Raw genomic sequence first — 16,761 nt, 5'->3', positions numbered from 1 at the left:
GGTAAAATGTTATTTACTTGTAAGGCTGTTATGTTTCATCAAGGCACAGGCACCTAGTAGTGCTCAAGGGGTGTCGCAGGAGATAAGCTCTCCGGCGTAGCTGTAGCAGAAGGCCTTGAGGATGTTCTGGCGGTGGTCCCTAATCAGGCGAAGCCTCCCCATCCCGTCGTACTCGTAGTGGGTGGACTGCCCCCGCGCGTCCGTCACGCTCGTCACCCCGGCAGAGGGGCTGTAGGTGTAGGTGGTCACCTGCGCCTGCGGCAGCTGCGACCGCAGCCCGTTGAGCTGCGCCTGCTGGGCGGCCGTGAGCGTGGCCGACGAGGCGATCAGCGACACCGCCGCCTCCCCGCCCAGGGCGTCCCGAACCGCCTCGTAGGAGGCGTTCTCCACCTGGGCAACAGGAAGCGAGTGGTTGTAGCCCCAGATGTAGGTCAGCTGAACGTCCCCCTCCTTAGAAACTGTTTTAGGCTTGCCACGATCGTCGTAGCCGTGGTAGCGCAGGCGCACCTCCGGCCCGTTGCCCAGGCTCTGCGTCTCCACCGTCTGCGGAACGAACACGCCCTGACCCGCAAACGGGCGGTGGTAGTTGGTCCTCACCGTCACCAGGTGGCGGACATCCTGCCCCTCGGCCACCGTCTGACGCTCCTCCACCACCGGCCGCAGGATGTTGGCCGCCACCATCTGCCCGTACACACCAGAAGCGCCCCCCGTCGAGGCCACCAGGTCCTGCGGGTACTTGAGCTCCCGCGACTGCGTCTCCCCCCGGCTCCCCACAAAGCTGCTCCTGCGCAGGAAGCGCGTCGCCGCGTCGTACTCGTGGCGCGTCTCCGTCTTGTAAGACACCGTCGACGTGCCCTGCCTGCTGTACTCCTGCACCGTGCTCTTGACAAGGTCCGTCCGACCCGTCACAGGGTAGAAGTCCGACTTGATGAAATAGATCGGGTCTTTATCCTGGTACTTCCAGTAATCCCTCTCAGGATCTGAATTAGAAACCCCCCCTTCTACAACAGGATCATGCCCATAAAACCTATACTTAACGGGGACTAGGGAGATAGAACGGAAACGCTCCATGCGCACGGCATTCTGGTGGTAGCTCTCATCCTTGGAGAACTGGTACTCGTTCACCGTCTCTTTCAGCAGTGCGTTCTCCCGGCTGTAGACCAGCTCCCTTTTCAGAAGCCCCAGCTGACTCTCGTTGATGATCGGGGGCGTGTAGGGAAAGGTGGAATTGTAGCTCGGCGGGTGGTCGGCAAAAGAAGTGAAGTGGCTCTCCGTCCGACCGTTGTCCTGCCCCCCCTGCGTTTCACGCTCCACCACGCGCCTGTAGGTCACAGGGCTCCCCAAACCATAGGCTATGTCAAAAACAGGTGAACTGGAGCGTACAATGGAGTTGGGACTGAAATTACCAAGATAAATTTCGTATGGGTTAGAAGGGTTCTCTGGTCCGTTCAGGCTTCTCCACGCATAGTGCACCCTGTGGGTGTAGGTGGGGTAGGCGCCCAGGGCACCCGAGGAGGTCACCCCGTCCTCCAGCACATAGGCGTACTCCCGCACCCTGGCAGGCGTAGTAGATATCCCGTCGTAGTCGCTTATCTTCTTGGCACGCAGCCCGCCCACCCAGGGCTGCAGGTGCCTGAGCGTCACAGTCGAGCTCGTCCCCGCGTTCACCTCCCGCCACTTGACCTGCACGTAGTTCTCAAACTGCAGCCCCCCTGTCGTGTAGAAGGTGACCGTGTGCGTCCCCTGCACCATGTTGAGCAGGTAAAAGGTATAGTTGATCGTGTTCCCATCCCCCGAGTAAGGAATTACCTTCTGGATGTACTGGGTGTATGAAGCGCCCGGGGCGCGGATCTCGGCGACGACGCTGCAGCCCCCGTAGGGGCAGGAGCCGTAGCCCGGGATCTCGAACTCGAAGTTGGTTGTGGTGTTGGGCTGGCCGCTGAAGGAGACTTGCGCTACAGCGGAACTCCCGCTTGACAGGTACACCGAGGTGTTCTTGTCCGTGTAGGGGGGCTGCTGCACCGTGTAGGTGAAGCTCTGGTCCAGCCAGTTGTCCTGGGCCTGGTTGGCCTCCAGCTCAAAGACCGTGTAGCCGCCGGTCGGGTAGCTCATCTTCGTGAGCGAGCCCGCCTTGACCCGCTCCGGGTCCGTGTCCCGGTTGCCACCAGCAAGCTTGTAGTTTTTGGTGGGGATGTCGTTGTAGGGGTAGATCTCCTCCGGGATCAGGTGCCCCGTGTTGCTGTTGTGGTAGCCCCAGTGATCCTTCATCCAGCTCATCCTGTCGGGAAGCGGACGCCAGTGGTACTCGAAGGCGTAGGGCTTGCTTTCCGTCTCCGAGGCCCCGCTGAAGGGGATCACCTGCCGGAGTGTGGCCCGGTTGGTCGAGTAGTCCTGCACCAGCCGGAAGCCCCGCCTGGCCCCGCCAGCGTCCGTGATCGTGATCTTATCCAGCAGGCGGTCGCCCACAAGGTCCGTCCTGCTCTCTGCCTTATAGCTGTAGCTCATCTCCACCCCGTCCGGGAAACGAATGTGTTTGAGGCGCTTGCCGCTTACAATCAGGGTTCCTCCCCCGACAGAGGTCTCCCTACTTCCCCTTGGGAAGATACCTATAACCTCTGATGCGCTTGGCCCAAGGTTATAAGGTCCAATCTGTGTACTCTCATACTCCAGCACGATCTTATCCTTGCCCGAAGGGGTGACGATCTCGGTCAGATACCAGGAGGAGGTATAATCCCCAAGTACTGTGTGGTAGCTCTGATCAAAAGTCTGTTCTGCGGCTCCGAAAACGTATTTATAGCCGTTGTCGTCGGTGATGGTAAAGCTGTTGATCCTTCTGCTCATGCCCGTTCCGGTCATGGTCTTCTCAATCTTGAGCTGGTCCAGGTTGTGGATGAGCAAATCCCCCTGCCTGCCGTAGGAGAACTTGCCGCTCCGCCCGCCGAAGCTGTAGCTGAACAGGTCCCCCTGGCTGTCATAGGTATTCGTGTAGATCAGGTTATAAGGCCTGGCGCTGATGTCAAAGGGCACGTTTCCCTCCTGCTCCACCTGCGGCGGCGTATAGTCCATGAAGCCGTAGGTGAGCACCTCGTCGGGGATGCCGCGCATCACCCGGCTCACCACGCCCCCAGCGCTCAGCGCCCAGCCTATCCCCACACTCGAGGCCACCTCGTCCACCTTCACTCCTCCCGCGTGGTAGTCCAGCGAGACCGACAGGCTCAGCCCGTTGGCCGCTCCAGAGTAGGAGTAGATCGGCACGCTCACCCGCGGAATGCCCGTCGAGAGCCCCACCGGCACATTGCCGAACTTGCCCAAGGCTGCCGCATTCGGAGAGGGCGGGGACACTTTATCCAGGCTCGGGTTCAGAGAGCCGGGGGCGGTCTGGCCATAGCCCTCATACAGCAGGGCTAAGCAAAAAAAGACGCAAAGGAAAGACTGTTTCATATACAAAGTTCAGTTCACAGCTTAAGGTGAAAGGAAACACGGCTAAGGGAACCGAAGTCTCACCAAAATTTTAAAAACTTTATATATTAATAAAGGAATGTTTTATACGAAAAGTAACATTGATTATCCTCTATATTATATGTTCAAATAACCGCACTGGCGCGCCCAGATGCAGAAATGGGTCTGATAAAAATTGCCAAAAGTAACATTTCAGTGTTACACCACTTATTAAAAATAAATGTATTGCTGAAAGTTTGTGAAGGGAAGACGCATTGTATAAAAATGCAGAAATGCTTGTTGTGCTACCTTAGATGCCAGAGCTCCCATAACACACGTTATGTTAAACAAAGAGATGAATACTTCTAAAAAACAATAGGCCCTCACCTCTGACGGGACAGCGGGACCATGCAGAAACATAGCAGTATCGCCCCTTCATCTGCCAGCGGTCTATCTCCTGCACAGGTCCCGGGTCATGCCTCTGCCCGCGCCTCGGCTACCGTAACCTTCGCTCACAAAAGCCGCTCCCCTTCTTTGTTGTTACCACGCTTTGGCTTATATTGAGATGGGAAAGGGCAAGGCGCAGCCTACCCCTGCCTTTCCCCCTCCTCGCCTTGCGGGAGCTGCACCGGCTTTGCCCGGTGGCTGGGCAGCAGCAGAGTCCCCTAACCAAAACCGCCGCACCATGAAGCACCTGAAAAAGTTCCTGACCCGCCTGCAGACCTTCGAGCTCCGCCTGGTCCAACGGCATGTGCCCGTGGGCCCCCTCGGCCATAGGGAAGTTACTGTCTACGACCTGCGGCACGCGACGCACTACGACGAGGCCGCCGCCTTCGAGAGCCAGCTCCGACTCCTCTCCCAGATGGCCGCTCTGGACCTGCTTCCCCTCCACCACCCCCAGCTGCAGCTCGTCCTGCACCAGCTCACGGGCATCGAAAAACGCTTCAGAGCCTTCTGGGTAAACTTCCACAACAACGCCCTGGATTTAGGAGCACCTTACCCCACCGCCTACCTGCACCAACTCCAGCTGCCAAATCTTTTCCTGGTGCACAACCTGCAGCCGCTTGATGCCGGCATAGCCATTCGGGAGGAGCTGGTGGACGATCTGGCCGAGTCGGTCAAGCTGCGCGAAGCGATGCTGGCCAGCCTCCTCCTGCACCTGCAAACGCTGCTTCCCACCCCGGAGCAACAGGAACCGGTTTCGGATGTTCCTCCCAAACCAGTTTCAGGTACTCCCCGCTTCGTGGACGGGGTAGCCGAAAGGCTCTTCGACATCCTCAAGGGCTACTTCAGCCCAGAGGACCAGCAGCAACTATTGCCCCTCCTGCTGGAAAACAAAGGCGTCACCTCTCCCCTGCTCTTCCACGGGAACGGCAACCAGCTGGCTGATGCTTTCAAGCAGCTCTACGAATCCAACCTCCTCGTCGGCTGCCTCAAAGGCGAGCTGGAGACCTGGATCTCCCGGTACTTTGCCTACGTCTACCGCAGGCAGCAGCGGACCCTGCCGCAGGGGTACCTGGCCGCCCTCATCTCCTCCAACGCCAAGCCCTGCCAATCCCCCATCCTGGATGTAAGAAAGCAGGCCGACGGTACTTACGCCGTCTTCCCCGTCCTGCGCACCCAGAAAAATTATACCATCCCGTAGGAAACAGGTAGGATAGCGGCCAGCCTTCTTGCAGCCCATCCAAATAAGCCCCTACCATTGCAGCAACAACCACAAAAACACACGCTGCCATGGAACACTTCACCTTCGAGCAACTGCCCCAGGCCCTCAGCCTGCTGCACGAGAAAATGAACCGCATCGAGCGACTGCTAGTGGAGCAACAGCCCCCACCCGAAAAGGAGACCCTGCTCAACGTCTCCCAGGCTGCCACCTTCCTCCACCTCTCCGTGGCCACCCTCTACACCAAGGTCAGCTGCCGGGATATCCCCTACAGCAAGCGGGGCAAGCGCCTCTACTTCCGCAAGAGCGAGCTGGAGGACTGGGTACGGCAGGGACGGAAGAAGACCGTCTCCGAGATCCAGCAGGAGGCCGTGCAAAAGGCAAGTAACAACGGCAGGAAGCGCTACTAGGTTATCTGCCTGCCATGGAAAACAAGCACTACCCCCTGGGCAGCCCGGAGAGCTACATCCGGGTCCAGACCTCCTACTACAAGCGCTGCCGACAGCCTACCCTGCAGGGGGACTTCACCGAGCTGTGGGTCCCCTGGTCGGCTGAGACCCTGCGCCAGGACCTCTCGCGCCAGCAGGTCAAGAAGATCCGCCGCTACGACGGCTTCTGCTGCGTACCCAGCCACCTGCACTTCCAGGAGGCGGTGGGGAGCTTCTACAACCTCTACCACCCGCTGGAGGGACAGCCGGCGGAGGGGCCTTGCCCGCAGACGCTTGCCTTCCTGCGCCACATCTTCGGCGAGCAGTACGAGCTGGGGCTCGATTACCTCACCCTCCTCTACCGCAGCCCCACCCAGCACCTGCCGGTGCTCTGCCTGGTGTCCAGGGAGCGAAAGACGGGCAAGACCACCTTCCTCAACCTGCTCAAGCTCCTCTTCGGGCGGAACGTGACCTTCAACGGCAACAGCGACTTCCGCTCCCAGTTCAACGCCGACTGGATGAACGTGCTGCTCATCGCCGTGGACGAGGTGCTGCTGGGTCGGAAGGAGGACTCGGAGAAGATCAAGAACCTGAGCACGGCCCGCACCGCCAAGATCGAGGCCAAGGGTAAGGACCGGCGGGAGACCGAGTTCTTCGGAAAGTTCGTCCTCTGCTCCAATAACGAGGAGAGCTTCCTCCTGATCGAGCCGACCGAGACCCGCTACTGGGTACGGAAAGTGCCGGTGCTGGAAAAAGAAAACATCTACCTGCTCCAGGAGATGAAGCGGGAGATCCCCCACCTGTTGCACTACCTGCTCCGGCGGCCACTCTCCGTACCGCAGGGTCTCTCCCGGATGTGGTTCTCGGAGAAGCAGCTGCGCACCGAGGCGCTGCTACGCGTCATGCAGGGCAGCCGCAACCGGGTGGAGACCGAGCTGCTCCTCCTCTTGCGGGAGCTCTTCGAGGCCACCGGCGAGCAGGAGCTGCACTTCACGGCCAAGGACCTGCTTGAGCTGCTCCGGCGTCACCAGCCCCGCCTGACGCGCCAGCAGGTGCGGCAGGTGCTCCAGGGGGAGTGGCAACTGGTACCCGCTCCCAACAGCCTGAGCTACAATACCTACCACTACAACGCCCAGGGGGAGCCCTGCCAGGTAAGACTCACAGGGCGCTACTATTCCGTTTGCCAGGACTGGATCCGGCAAAAGTTTGATGAGAGCTACTAAAATCAACTGTTACACTTTGTAAATCAATCATTTACACGCTTATCATATACTTTATTTTTTGATGAGGAATGATGAGTACGATGAGCAGGCTCATCACAGCCAAACAGCGTGATGAGGCTTTGATGAGGACTTATTTTATTTATTATCAGGAAGTTAAAGACACAATTCATCAAATCATCAGGAAAAAGCACAGCTCCTACCCGGTCATTTTTACGCTTGCTTCTGAAAGGGAAAAACATGAACATACAGCAGATCAACAGCGGCCTGGCCATCACCGACTTTTTGGCCAGCCAGGGCTTCCGGCCCGCCTACACGCGCGGTGCGGACTGGTGGTACATCTCCCCCATCCGCCCGACCGAGCGCACCCCCTCCTTCAAGGTCAGCACCCGGCTCAACCGCTGGTACGACCACGGGGCAGGCGAGGGCGGCAAGCTCTTCGACCTGGCCCTGCGCCTCTTCGGCAACGGCGAGGTGAAGGAGACCATCCGGCTCCTCTCAGAGGAGTTCTTCTTTTCACAGGCAAACGTTCTGCCCCGGCAACAAACGCACCGTATCCCGGACGTACCCGGAACCTGGAAGCATATAGCTCAAACGGATGCCGTCCAGAAGGAGACAGTCACTCCACCCGGTACCTCTTCCGGTATCACCATCCTGGAGACACAGCCCCTGCGCCAGGGCAGCGAGCTGGCCGCTTACCTCCGCGGTCGGGGCATCCGGCACGGGACGGCAAAAGATTATTGCCGGGAGGTACGCTTCGCCCTCGGGGAAAAGGAGCACCGGGCTGTCGGCTTTGCCAACCGCTCGGGCGGCTACGAGTTGCGCAACGCCTGGTTCAAGGGCTCCTCCTCCCCCAAGGATATCACCTTCCTGGACAAGGGAGGGAAATCCGTCTGCGTGCTGGAGGGCTTCCTGGATTTCCTATCCCTGCTCGAGCTCAAAGCGCACAGGCAACTCTCTTCCAATTTCATCATCCTCAACTCCGTCGCCTTAGCGGGCAGGAGCCTGGAGCTGCTGGAAAAGCACCGGGAGGTGTACCTCTTCCTCGACCGGGACCAGGCCGGGAGACGGCTGACCGAGCGGCTGCTCCATTCCCATACCAAAGCCATCGACGCCTCCTCTTTCTACCAAAGCCACCAGGATGTGAACGCCTACCTCGTGGCCAGGCAGCAGCAGACTAAAAGGCAGCGGCAGAGGCCGGGGCTTTGAAAGGGCACTACCTGATTGCGTCGTGGAGCAAGGCTGTTTGAGAGTGGGAGCAAGTTTGTGTTTTTGTCATACAAAAACCTTTTCCCGCCCCTGTGCTCCCGGTGGTCGCAGCAGGGAATTTACTCAACATCATACCAAGGCTAAACATGGAAACAAACAGAGACGAGCGGCCTGAGCCGCAGCGAAGGAAAGGCGGCCGCCCCGCTAAAAGCATCAAGCGCAGCTGTACCCTGGTGGTGCGGCTGACGGAGACCGAGTGGCTCCTGGTCCGGGGCAAGGCCCGGGAGGCGGGGCTGAGCGCCTCGGCCTGGTTCCGGATAGCCGCCAAAAAGGCAACGGTGGTGGCACGGCTCTCCCCGGAGGAGGCGGCCCAGCTGCGCATGCTCTCGGGGCTGGCCAACAACCTCAACCAGCTCGCCCGCCTGGCCCACCGCGAGGGGCTCCTCACGGTGCAGGGCAAGTGCCGCCTGGCCCTCGAGGAGATCAACCGCCTGCTGCAAAGCCTCTCCCGCAGATGATCGGCAAGGTGATGATTGGCAAAAGCTTTGCGGGCTGCGTGCGCTACGTGGCGCAGAAGCAAGGGGCGCGGGTGCTGGCAGCAGAGGGGATCCGCACGGATTCCGTCTCCGCTATGGTCGCCGACTTCCACCTGCAGCGCCAGCTCAGGCCCGAGCTGGGCAAAGCCGTGGGCCACATCGCCCTGAGCTGGAGCACACATGACAAGGAGAAACTCAGTGCGGAGGTGATGGCGGAGCGGGCAAGGGAGTACCTGGAGAAGATGGGCATCCAAGACACGCAGTACCTAGTGGTCGAGCACCGGGACCGGGAGCATCCGCACCTGCACATCGTCTACAACCGGGTGGACTACCACGGCAAAACCATCCCGGATAAGCTGCAGCGCCGCCGCAACGCCCGGGTATGCCGGGAGATGACCGAGCGCCACGGCTACTACCTGGCACCGGGCAAAGGGCAGGTGAACCGCCAGCGCCTCACAGGGGCCGACAAGGCAAAGTACGCCCTGCACGATGCCATCAGCTCCGCCCTGGGCAAGGCCAGCAGCTGGCAGGAACTGGAGGCGCTGCTGCTGCAGAAAGGCATCACGCTTCACTTCAAGTACAGAAGCGGCTCAGAGCAGGTGCAGGGCGTCAGCTTCCGCCAGGGGGAGATCAGCTTCAAGGGCTCTGCCATTTCCCGGAGCTTCAGCTACCGCGGCATCAGCAAACAGCTGGAGCTGAGCAGGCAGCAGGAAGCGCTGTCGGCACTGGTCCAAAAGCAGCAACAGGTTCACCTGCATATCACAAGGCCTGCTGCTCCTGGCCACACCCCCTCCTTGCTTCCCTCTGCCGGCAGCGGCTTATTATCCCCTTTAGGCCAGGCAGAGAACGCAGCGCCTGTGGAGGATTACCACTTGCGGAAGAAACGCAGAAAGAAAAAGAGCAGACACCTATGACACCAGCGGAATTAGAAGAACGGGTGGCCGACGCGGAGCGCGTGCTGGCCCTCCACGGCAAACGGCTCGAAAAGCTCGAGCATCCTGCCGAAACGGCAAGGCCCGGGCAAGAGCCAGAGCAGCAGGCGCCTGCTGCTCCCGACATCTCCAGGCAGCTGGAGGAGCTCAAGGCCCTCCTCGGGCGGCATGACCTGAGCCTGCAGGCCCTGCAGATCTACGCCCAGATCAATTCGTTCCGCGACACGATCTCCAAACTGCCCAAGGTGCTGCCCGTCCGGCACCACCACCACTTCGAGGACAGGTCGAGAGGCTTCATCATCGGGGCCATCGCCTGCCTGTTGGCAGCTGCCATTTCCGCAGGGCTGTGCTTTGGCCTGTACCGGGAGAACGGCAGGCTAAAAGTGAACGAGGCCAAGTACAGGGCGCTGCAGCAGGCTTACCCGGAGGCGGTACAGTGGGTGGACTCCACTTACCATCGTCATCCATAAGAGGCCGCAACCAACGTAAGAGCGAACAACCCAAAAGCAAGCCGTTTAGTTACGGTTCCCTTCTCCTCCCCTATCTAATGGCTGCTCCTTTTCCAGTGCATGCAGTTGCTCCGCCAGGGCGAGGATGTCCTGGTGGACACGGGTGAGCAGCTTCATTTTTTCCTTCTCAAGCTGGAGCAGCTGCTCGAAGAGCGCTACCGCTTTATCAATGGCATGGTGGCTGGACGTTGCGCAGGTGGCAAGGATATGCTGCTGGAGGTGTCGGACAGCCTCTTCTTCGTCAAACCGCCTGATGAAACCTGCTGTGACCCCTAAGCCCTTTGCCAGCCGCTCCAGCGTCTGGTCCGGTATGGTTTCGCTCTGCTCCAGCTTGGAGGCGTTCTGCTGGCTCATGCCAGTTGCACGGGCTAAGACAGCCTGCTTCATGCCCAGCACTTCCCGCAAACGCTGTACCTTGTGCCCCAGGTGGGGCCTGGGCTCCTGTTCCTCCGTTCTCTTTGACATAATAGCTGTTTATAACCGTACTGGTAATGTAGCAGGGCAGGACATGACTAGCCACTCCCATTCATTTCAGTCTGCAGGAACACGATATCATCCGGCTGCATCAAGGACCACCCGGAATGGCGGCTGCTTTCACCGTTTGCATGACATCTTGGTCTGCTGTTTGCCTAAGATGGTACATTATCTTTGTGTACCGAACCCAAAGCCTGTGTACTTTACTCATCTTATTGTTTTTCGTACTCAGGCGAAAATGCTATATTTGATACATGGAAACGACTATGAAGCCCGTGCACATCGGAAGAAAGATCAGCCGCATTAGAGAGCTGCGCGGCATTAAGCAGGAAAGTCTTGCCCACGAGCTGGGCGTGAGCCAGCAGACGGTGTCGCGCATTGAAGCAAGTGAGGCGGTGGAAGAGGAAACGCTGGTGAAAATTGCCAAGGTGCTTGGCGTTCAGACGGAGGCTATAAAAAACTATAGTGATGACGCTGTCATTAATATAATTTCTAGTACGTTAAATGACAATGCTGGTTCAGTTAACAATAACTGCACTCTTACCTTCAATCCGCTTGATAAGCTGATGGAGGTAATGGAAGAAAATAAAAAGCTTTACGAGCGCCTGCTGCAGAGCGAGCGGGAGAAGGTAGAGTTGCTGGAGCGACTGATGAAGAAGGAGTAGTATTTGCTGTTTGTACTCTACAATAGATATAATGTAAAGCCCGTCAGATATAGACTGATCTCGGCGGGCTTTGTTATACAATAGGTACAAGTAAAGCCTGTCGGTACTTTATCAATATATCCTGCTGACACACTGTTGTCATAGCATTGTGATTAACTTGCAGGCAGATCAACCGCTTAGACCAGATGTCGGCACTCTTAAAGGATATTTACAACAAGGCCCTGGTGCAAAGGCTGGCGGCCAACCTTTCACAACATCTCCCTTTGTTTCAGCAAAAGGAATTTACCCGGGCCGTGCTGGATGAGCAGTGGGAAAAGCTGGAGCTGAAGGAAAGGATGCGGCACATTACCCGCTGCCTGCACCGGTTTATGCCCCTGCCCTATCCGCAACAGCTCGATCTACTATACAAAGTTGCACCGGGCTATACAGGACTGGCAGGAATAATCTTCCCTGACTTTGTGGAGGTGTTCGGCCTGGAGCACTACGGGGAATCTGTGGCGGCGCTGGCCGCTTTTACATCCTACTCCAGCTCCGAGTTTGCCGTAAGGCCTTTTATCCTGCGTTACCCAGCGCCTATGCTGGAGCAGATGCTGCAGTGGGCAACACACGAGAACCACCATGTCAGGAGACTGGCCAGCGAAGGGTGCCGCCCGCGCCTGCCCTGGGCCATGGGGCTTCCGGCTTTGAAAAAGGACCCTTCGCCTGTTTTACCTATCCTGGAAGTACTAAAGGCCGATCCCTCTGACTACGTGCGAAGAAGCGTTGCCAATAACCTGAACGACATCTCCAAAGACCACCCGGACGTGGTGCTGCAAATTGCCGCTTCCTGGCTGGGAACAGACGAAAACACGAACTGGATTATCCGGCACGCCTGCCGTGGCCTGATCCGCAAAGGTCACCCGCAGGCGCTGGCTTTGTTTGGCCTGCAACCGGTGCAGGAGGTAAAAATCATCGACCTAGCAGTGGAAACGCCTGCCGTCAGCATCGGCTCCAGGTTGAGCTTCCGGTTCTCTCTTCATGTAAGCCAGCCGCAGAAGATCAGGATCGAGTACGTCATCCATTACGCCAGGCCCGGCGGTAAACACGGCACCAAAGTGTTCAAACTGGTGGAGAAGTTTTTCGAACCCGGACAAGCCGTGTTCAGCAAAAGCCATTCTTTTCAGCAAATGACCACCCGCAGGCATTACCCGGGCGAGCACCGTGTAGCCATCTACCTGAATGGCGTCGCCTTTGCTGAAGCTGCCTTTGAGGTGGTGTGATCAGGCGAGCAACCCATTCCCACTGCCGAAGAAGCATAATAAGCAACTTCATCTAAGTCTTTTACTTTCTGCATCGGCAGTATATTATGACCCCAGGCAGATACAAAGTCATACTTAATATTCTAATAAGATCAATCTATAGGACATTAAGCTTAACTAAGCTTACCGAGACTGGCATTCTTGAAAGCTGTCAGCTGCGCTGTGTACTGCCTCTTCACACTATCCTCAAAGCTATCCAGGTAGCTTTCGGTAGTCTTTAGATTAGAGTGCCCCAAGGACTCAGATATAAGTTCTATTGGTGCCCCTGCCCGCTTGAGGACGGTGGAGAAAGAGTGCCTGGCCGTATAAGTGCTTACATTTTTCTCAATGCCAACCGCAGCCGCCACTCGCTTAATGTACTTGTTGATGGTCTTGGTGGCGTGCTGAATCTTTGCCCGCTCCCGCTCCGCCGATAGCTCCGGCTCAAGTAAGGGAAACACATAGGCCTCACTATAAGCAGGTTTATTGCCCCATCTCTCGATGATCTCGTCTATCACCGGTGTTCGCATGGCCGTGATAGCTTTAAGGTTCTGGCGGCTGGTGCGTTCCGTTTTAGCCCTGACAAACGTGATGGTGTCCTTGTCGAGCTGCCTGTATTTCAGCCGCGCCATGTCCTTCACGTTGATCCCGTTGCACAGGTAGGAGAAGACCCACAGGTCCCTTGCACGGCCTTCATTTTCAGAAGCAGGCTGGTAGGAGAAAATCTTCTCGATGTCCGCCAATGTCAGGGCTTTCTTCACATTCCGTCCCGAAGGTATCTGGTATTTTCTTTTGCCGAACGGATACAGGTCGACGGTCACCTCCCCGGCAGCGATGGCATTGTTGTAGATGGCCCGGACCGCTCTAAGGTAGATACCGATGGTGGTGATGGAATTGCCGTGTAGAAGCATCCATTTCTCATACCCCGTCAGGAAGTCAACCGTGACAGCGGCATACGCCAAGGGTTTCCGCTTTTTCAGCAGATTTTCCTTTTTCTCGTTTGCTTTAGCCCGAGACAAACCTTTGTTCCTGGTTAAGGGCTCCTTGTGAATGTAAGAAAGCAGGCTAAGGCTGGCACTCTCATAACTGCTGGCTGTTCCTACCCTGCCCTCTTCCGCCAGCTTTTTGACCTGTTGTTCGAAGGCAGTGAAGACATCATTTTTGACGGCCGCTTTTAGATACTTCTTTTCGAACTGCTCAAACGTGAAGACATCCAGGTTACGAATGATACCGATAGCCTTCTGCTCTATCGCCTGGAAGGCTATCCGAAGCTCCTTGTATTTTCCCTTAGGTTTTTCAGCCTGGACTTTGGAGAATTCTGCCTCGCTTAAAGAGTAGCTGGTGTTGTAGTATTTGCGCTGCCGTTGGTAGGTCAGCCGTAACCTTACCGGAAAAGAACCGTCTTTCAAGGTCCTTCTGGTATCCAGCATGACGGAAGTAAGTACAGGTATCATGTGTGTGCAAATAATTTTCTGTACACACAATTTGCACACAAACCCTCAAAAAGTCAAGGAATATTGCTAAGTAAGGCGAAACAAAAAGTGCTTAATTTGGCTAAAAACAGGCTTTTTATAAATATCTAAAACTAACAATAAAGGACATCGTCATGACTACGAATCAGAAGGTTTGGGGTTCGACTCCCTACGTGACCACTTTAAAGGCCCTTAGCAGCACGCTAAGGGCCTTTTTTATTTGCATACAATTTGCACACAAACTTTCATTATTTATCCGTTTTCTTATTTGCAAAAAATGGGATGCGGCAGGATTGAGATTGTAGAGCAGTTAAAGGTGATACTGCTTAACAGGACCAACTGAGTGCCGGGCATTGATGAGCTTTCTACGGGAGGCTCCGTAGCTGCCAAAACTTACCTTCACTGCAGCACCCAAAGCCTGCGTCTGTTCTATGTCTTTTGCCACAACCACCCACCACCCCTCCCCAAGTGCGGCGGATCTACATCGTTTTATATATTTATTTAATAGTTCCCGCTCTATCCTTAGATTTCAGGAGAAGGCTATTTTGAAACAGCCTTTTGCCTCTATGACTATTTTTCTATCCTTACCTTCTTCAGAACTTTACCTTTCCGATCAATTGCCTGCATCAGGAGCATATTTTCCGTTAGAGCAAAGGTCATAAAGCCCTGTATAGGCGCAAAGAAGTCGTGCGGAGCCCTTGGCTTCAAGCTTTCGTTTGCCTCTGACCCTGCGCCGGAAATAAAATGATGGGTCACCTTGTCCTTCGGATGATAATACTGCAAGTGATGCTCATGACCGCTCAAGTATACATCCACTTTATACTTCTCAAATATCAGTTCCAGGGAGTGGCGGAAGTGTGGCTCCTGCAAAGCCCTGTTACCGGCAGTATACATCGGGTGGTGCCCTATCACTATTTTCCATTTTACGGTGGGATCGTCATTCGCTAATACCTGCTCCAGCCATTGCTTTTGAGCGGCACTATCCTGCTGCACCAGTTCCTCGCCATAAGTGCTCTGGTAAGCGGCCTTGTCAAAGGTGTTAGTATCAAGGTAAATAAAAAGTGCTTTTGCGTCTTTCCCTACATTTCGCTTGAAGGTATAATAGCGGGCGGACATGTTCCAGCGCTGGCTGATGTGGGTATAATCAACCTGTGCCTGTGCATTTCCAGCATAGTCGTGGTTACCCAACACCGCATACCAGTCGCGGTGCAGTGGGTACTGGTAAAAGACATTCTCGAATGATAACTGCCACAGCGGATCCTGTACACTCGCCACCCCGTGAGGATAAATGTTATCGCCCGTGGATATAATAAAGCTGGCATTTATGCCTGTCACGGCTTTTGCCAACTGTTCGGCCATATCTTTCTGGAAATACTCCCCTCCCCTGCCAAAATCTCCTACGGCAACAAATTCCAGCGCACCGTCTATCGACTCCAGCTTCTTAATATAGCCGCCGCGGTACCCTTTGGCATATTCGGCCTCATAATCCTTGGTTTGTGCCTGCGCCTGCAGGCCATAAGCGGCACAAGCTATAAATACAACAAAAAGCCGCTTGATTGACATGTATGACATCTTATTTTACTTGACAACAGAACTTATTCAACCGAGACTAAAAGTTCGGGTCGAAATTAAAGAAGATCGGGTTTGACAGTGCTACCATGTTCTCGCTTAGCTGCATTGACTGCGGCACCTCCGGATAGTCTGTCGGCGAGCCCTCTACCACCACACGGTAGTAACTCCGGCCAAGCGCTTCCGGTATATCAGTAAACTCTACCACTGGCTGGTTACCAGTTACTTCAAAGGTGCGAAACTTACCACCGTTCTTCACCACATTTATGGTATAGGATGCTCCTAGAACAGTATTGCCTGTCAGCTGCACGCGGAATTTGACAGCCTTCCCCGTAGACTTGGCATTGTCGCCCATCATCATGTCTTGCTTGCCGTCCTGGTCTAGATCGGCATGGAACTCTACACGCGGTGCATAAGGGTTAGCACTGATAGAAACGCGCCCGTTCGTAAGGGCATCTACAACCGCCTGTGAAGTTCGCTCGGTGGCAAACACCCACGTGGTAGGGGTACCGACATAGTTGGCTGTTGCCTGCCTACTGTTTTCCGTGGCCTGTTCTGGTGTATCAGGCACGCCATGGTGCGCATCGCTTCCACCCCTGCCCGTCAACTTTCGCCCCGATGAGAGCATATCGTCCCAAATCATAATAGCATTGGCATTTTTAGACCAAAGCACCGAGTTCCATACTTCAATGGACTTGATCATGTCATAGGAATATCCGAAATGGTCTTTCCCGCTCGGGTGGTTCGCAGACAAATGAATGCCAAGGTCATTTACCACCTTTCCGATGACTGTATCCCGTTGGTCGCGCACGTCGAACAGCCGCTGGTGATGATATGGTTTGGCCGAAAACGGATTGCCGTGGCCTCGTGTAGTAGTCCATTCTGCGCCATACAGCAGCAGCACGGAGTCTGACTTGAACTCGGGATCTGCCCAGGTATTGTTTGCTACGTCTCCATTCACATGGTTATCGTGGTCGGTAATGCAAATGAAGTCTATACCGACTGCCCCAGAAAAGTTAAGAATCTTTGAAATAGGATTGTTCGTTGACTCCTTGCTATGCCTGGAGTGCACGTGAAGGTCTCCTTTGAGCCATACGCCATCGGTAAGACTGGCAATGGGAGGCAGCGTACCTACATCCTTTGTTGCATAAGGGTTGCTGTAGCCTGCCTGTTCCGGTGCAGCACTGCTGACGCAGCTTGATATGCTGCCAAGTAATGCAGTACAGACAAGGCCCAGAAGCAGAATACTGTTTCTGTTACTTTTGAAAAACATGATAAAAAATAATGGAATTAAAATCAAACTTATAGTAGCATAAAAGCCTGTCAGAAAGCTGTTCTTTATAACTTGAAGGACAGCTTTCTGACAGGC

Annotated in this window: 14 protein-coding genes; 9 read left to right on the top strand and 5 right to left on the bottom strand. The window is 55.6% G+C overall.

The annotated features are described in order from the left end of the window. Positions 1–63: 63 nt before the first annotated feature. The gene (locus C1N53_RS20170; protein WP_168194068.1) at positions 64–3,312 is read right to left on the bottom strand and encodes an RHS repeat protein; all 3,249 of its coding nucleotides are present in this window, start codon (positions 3,310–3,312) and stop codon (positions 64–66) included. An 811-nt stretch (positions 3,313–4,123) separates the two neighbouring features. Here C1N53_RS20170 and C1N53_RS20165 point away from each other — a divergent pair. The 7 genes from C1N53_RS20165 (at position 4,124) to C1N53_RS20135 (ending at position 9,896) form a co-directional block, all read left to right on the top strand. Next, on the top strand, positions 4,124–5,083 hold the full coding sequence (locus C1N53_RS20165; RefSeq protein WP_137761023.1) for a hypothetical protein: 960 nt from the start codon (positions 4,124–4,126) through the stop codon (positions 5,081–5,083). Between the two features lie 89 nt (positions 5,084–5,172). After that, positions 5,173–5,511: a helix-turn-helix domain-containing protein gene (locus C1N53_RS20160; RefSeq protein ID WP_137761022.1), complete on the top strand. Its 339-nt coding sequence runs from the start codon at positions 5,173–5,175 to the stop codon at positions 5,509–5,511. Positions 5,512–5,525: 14 nt separating this feature from the next. Next, on the top strand, positions 5,526–6,752 hold the full coding sequence (locus C1N53_RS20155) for a primase-helicase family protein (RefSeq protein ID WP_137761021.1): 1,227 nt from the start codon (positions 5,526–5,528) through the stop codon (positions 6,750–6,752). A 237-nt stretch (positions 6,753–6,989) separates the two neighbouring features. Then, a complete protein-coding gene (locus C1N53_RS20150) occupies positions 6,990–7,958 on the top strand; it encodes a toprim domain-containing protein (RefSeq protein ID WP_137761020.1) in 969 nt (322 codons plus the stop codon). Between the two features lie 146 nt (positions 7,959–8,104). After that, a complete protein-coding gene (gene mobC / locus C1N53_RS20145) occupies positions 8,105–8,476 on the top strand; it encodes a plasmid mobilization relaxosome protein MobC (protein WP_137761019.1) in 372 nt (123 codons plus the stop codon). Continuing rightward, the gene (locus C1N53_RS20140) at positions 8,473–9,408 is read left to right on the top strand and encodes a relaxase/mobilization nuclease domain-containing protein (protein ID WP_137761018.1); all 936 of its coding nucleotides are present in this window, start codon (positions 8,473–8,475) and stop codon (positions 9,406–9,408) included. The genes mobC and C1N53_RS20140 overlap by 4 nt, the downstream gene beginning before the upstream one ends. After that, a complete protein-coding gene (locus C1N53_RS20135; protein ID WP_137761017.1) occupies positions 9,405–9,896 on the top strand; it encodes a hypothetical protein in 492 nt (163 codons plus the stop codon). The genes C1N53_RS20140 and C1N53_RS20135 overlap by 4 nt, the downstream gene beginning before the upstream one ends. Before the next feature lie 45 nt (positions 9,897–9,941). Here the strand turns inward: C1N53_RS20135 and C1N53_RS20130 are convergent, their stop codons facing one another. Then, positions 9,942–10,400 (bottom strand): helix-turn-helix domain-containing protein, encoded by a 459-nt coding sequence (locus C1N53_RS20130; RefSeq protein ID WP_137761016.1) that lies wholly within the window; start codon positions 10,398–10,400, stop codon positions 9,942–9,944. A gap of 263 nt (positions 10,401–10,663) precedes the next feature. Between C1N53_RS20130 and C1N53_RS20125 the strand changes: the two genes are divergently transcribed. After that, a complete protein-coding gene (locus C1N53_RS20125; RefSeq protein ID WP_137761015.1) occupies positions 10,664–11,074 on the top strand; it encodes a helix-turn-helix domain-containing protein in 411 nt (136 codons plus the stop codon). Between the two features lie 185 nt (positions 11,075–11,259). Next, entirely contained in the window at positions 11,260–12,333 is a 1,074-nt protein-coding gene (locus C1N53_RS20120; RefSeq protein ID WP_137761014.1) for a DNA alkylation repair protein, read from the top strand. 152 nt (positions 12,334–12,485) lie between these two features. Here C1N53_RS20120 and C1N53_RS20115 read toward each other — a convergent pair whose 3' ends face one another. The 3 genes from C1N53_RS20115 to C1N53_RS20105 all read right to left on the bottom strand — a co-directional run bounded on the left by C1N53_RS20115 (position 12,486) and on the right by C1N53_RS20105 (position 16,665). Further along, positions 12,486–13,805 carry a site-specific integrase gene (locus C1N53_RS20115; protein ID WP_137761013.1) on the bottom strand — a complete coding sequence of 440 codons (1,320 nt, stop codon included), beginning with the start codon at positions 13,803–13,805 and terminating at the stop codon, positions 12,486–12,488. 588 nt (positions 13,806–14,393) lie between these two features. After that, entirely contained in the window at positions 14,394–15,395 is a 1,002-nt protein-coding gene (locus C1N53_RS20110; protein WP_137761012.1) for a metallophosphoesterase, read from the bottom strand. 37 nt (positions 15,396–15,432) lie between these two features. Further along, a complete protein-coding gene (locus C1N53_RS20105; protein ID WP_137761011.1) occupies positions 15,433–16,665 on the bottom strand; it encodes a CehA/McbA family metallohydrolase in 1,233 nt (410 codons plus the stop codon). Between the last annotated feature and the right edge of the window lie 96 nt (positions 16,666–16,761).

This window comes from Pontibacter sp. SGAir0037, assembly GCF_005491705.1.
Lineage (GTDB): Bacteria > Bacteroidota > Bacteroidia > Cytophagales > Hymenobacteraceae > Pontibacter.
Note: the sequence above shows the minus strand (reverse complement) of the source record. Positions and strands in the feature narration are given on the sequence as shown.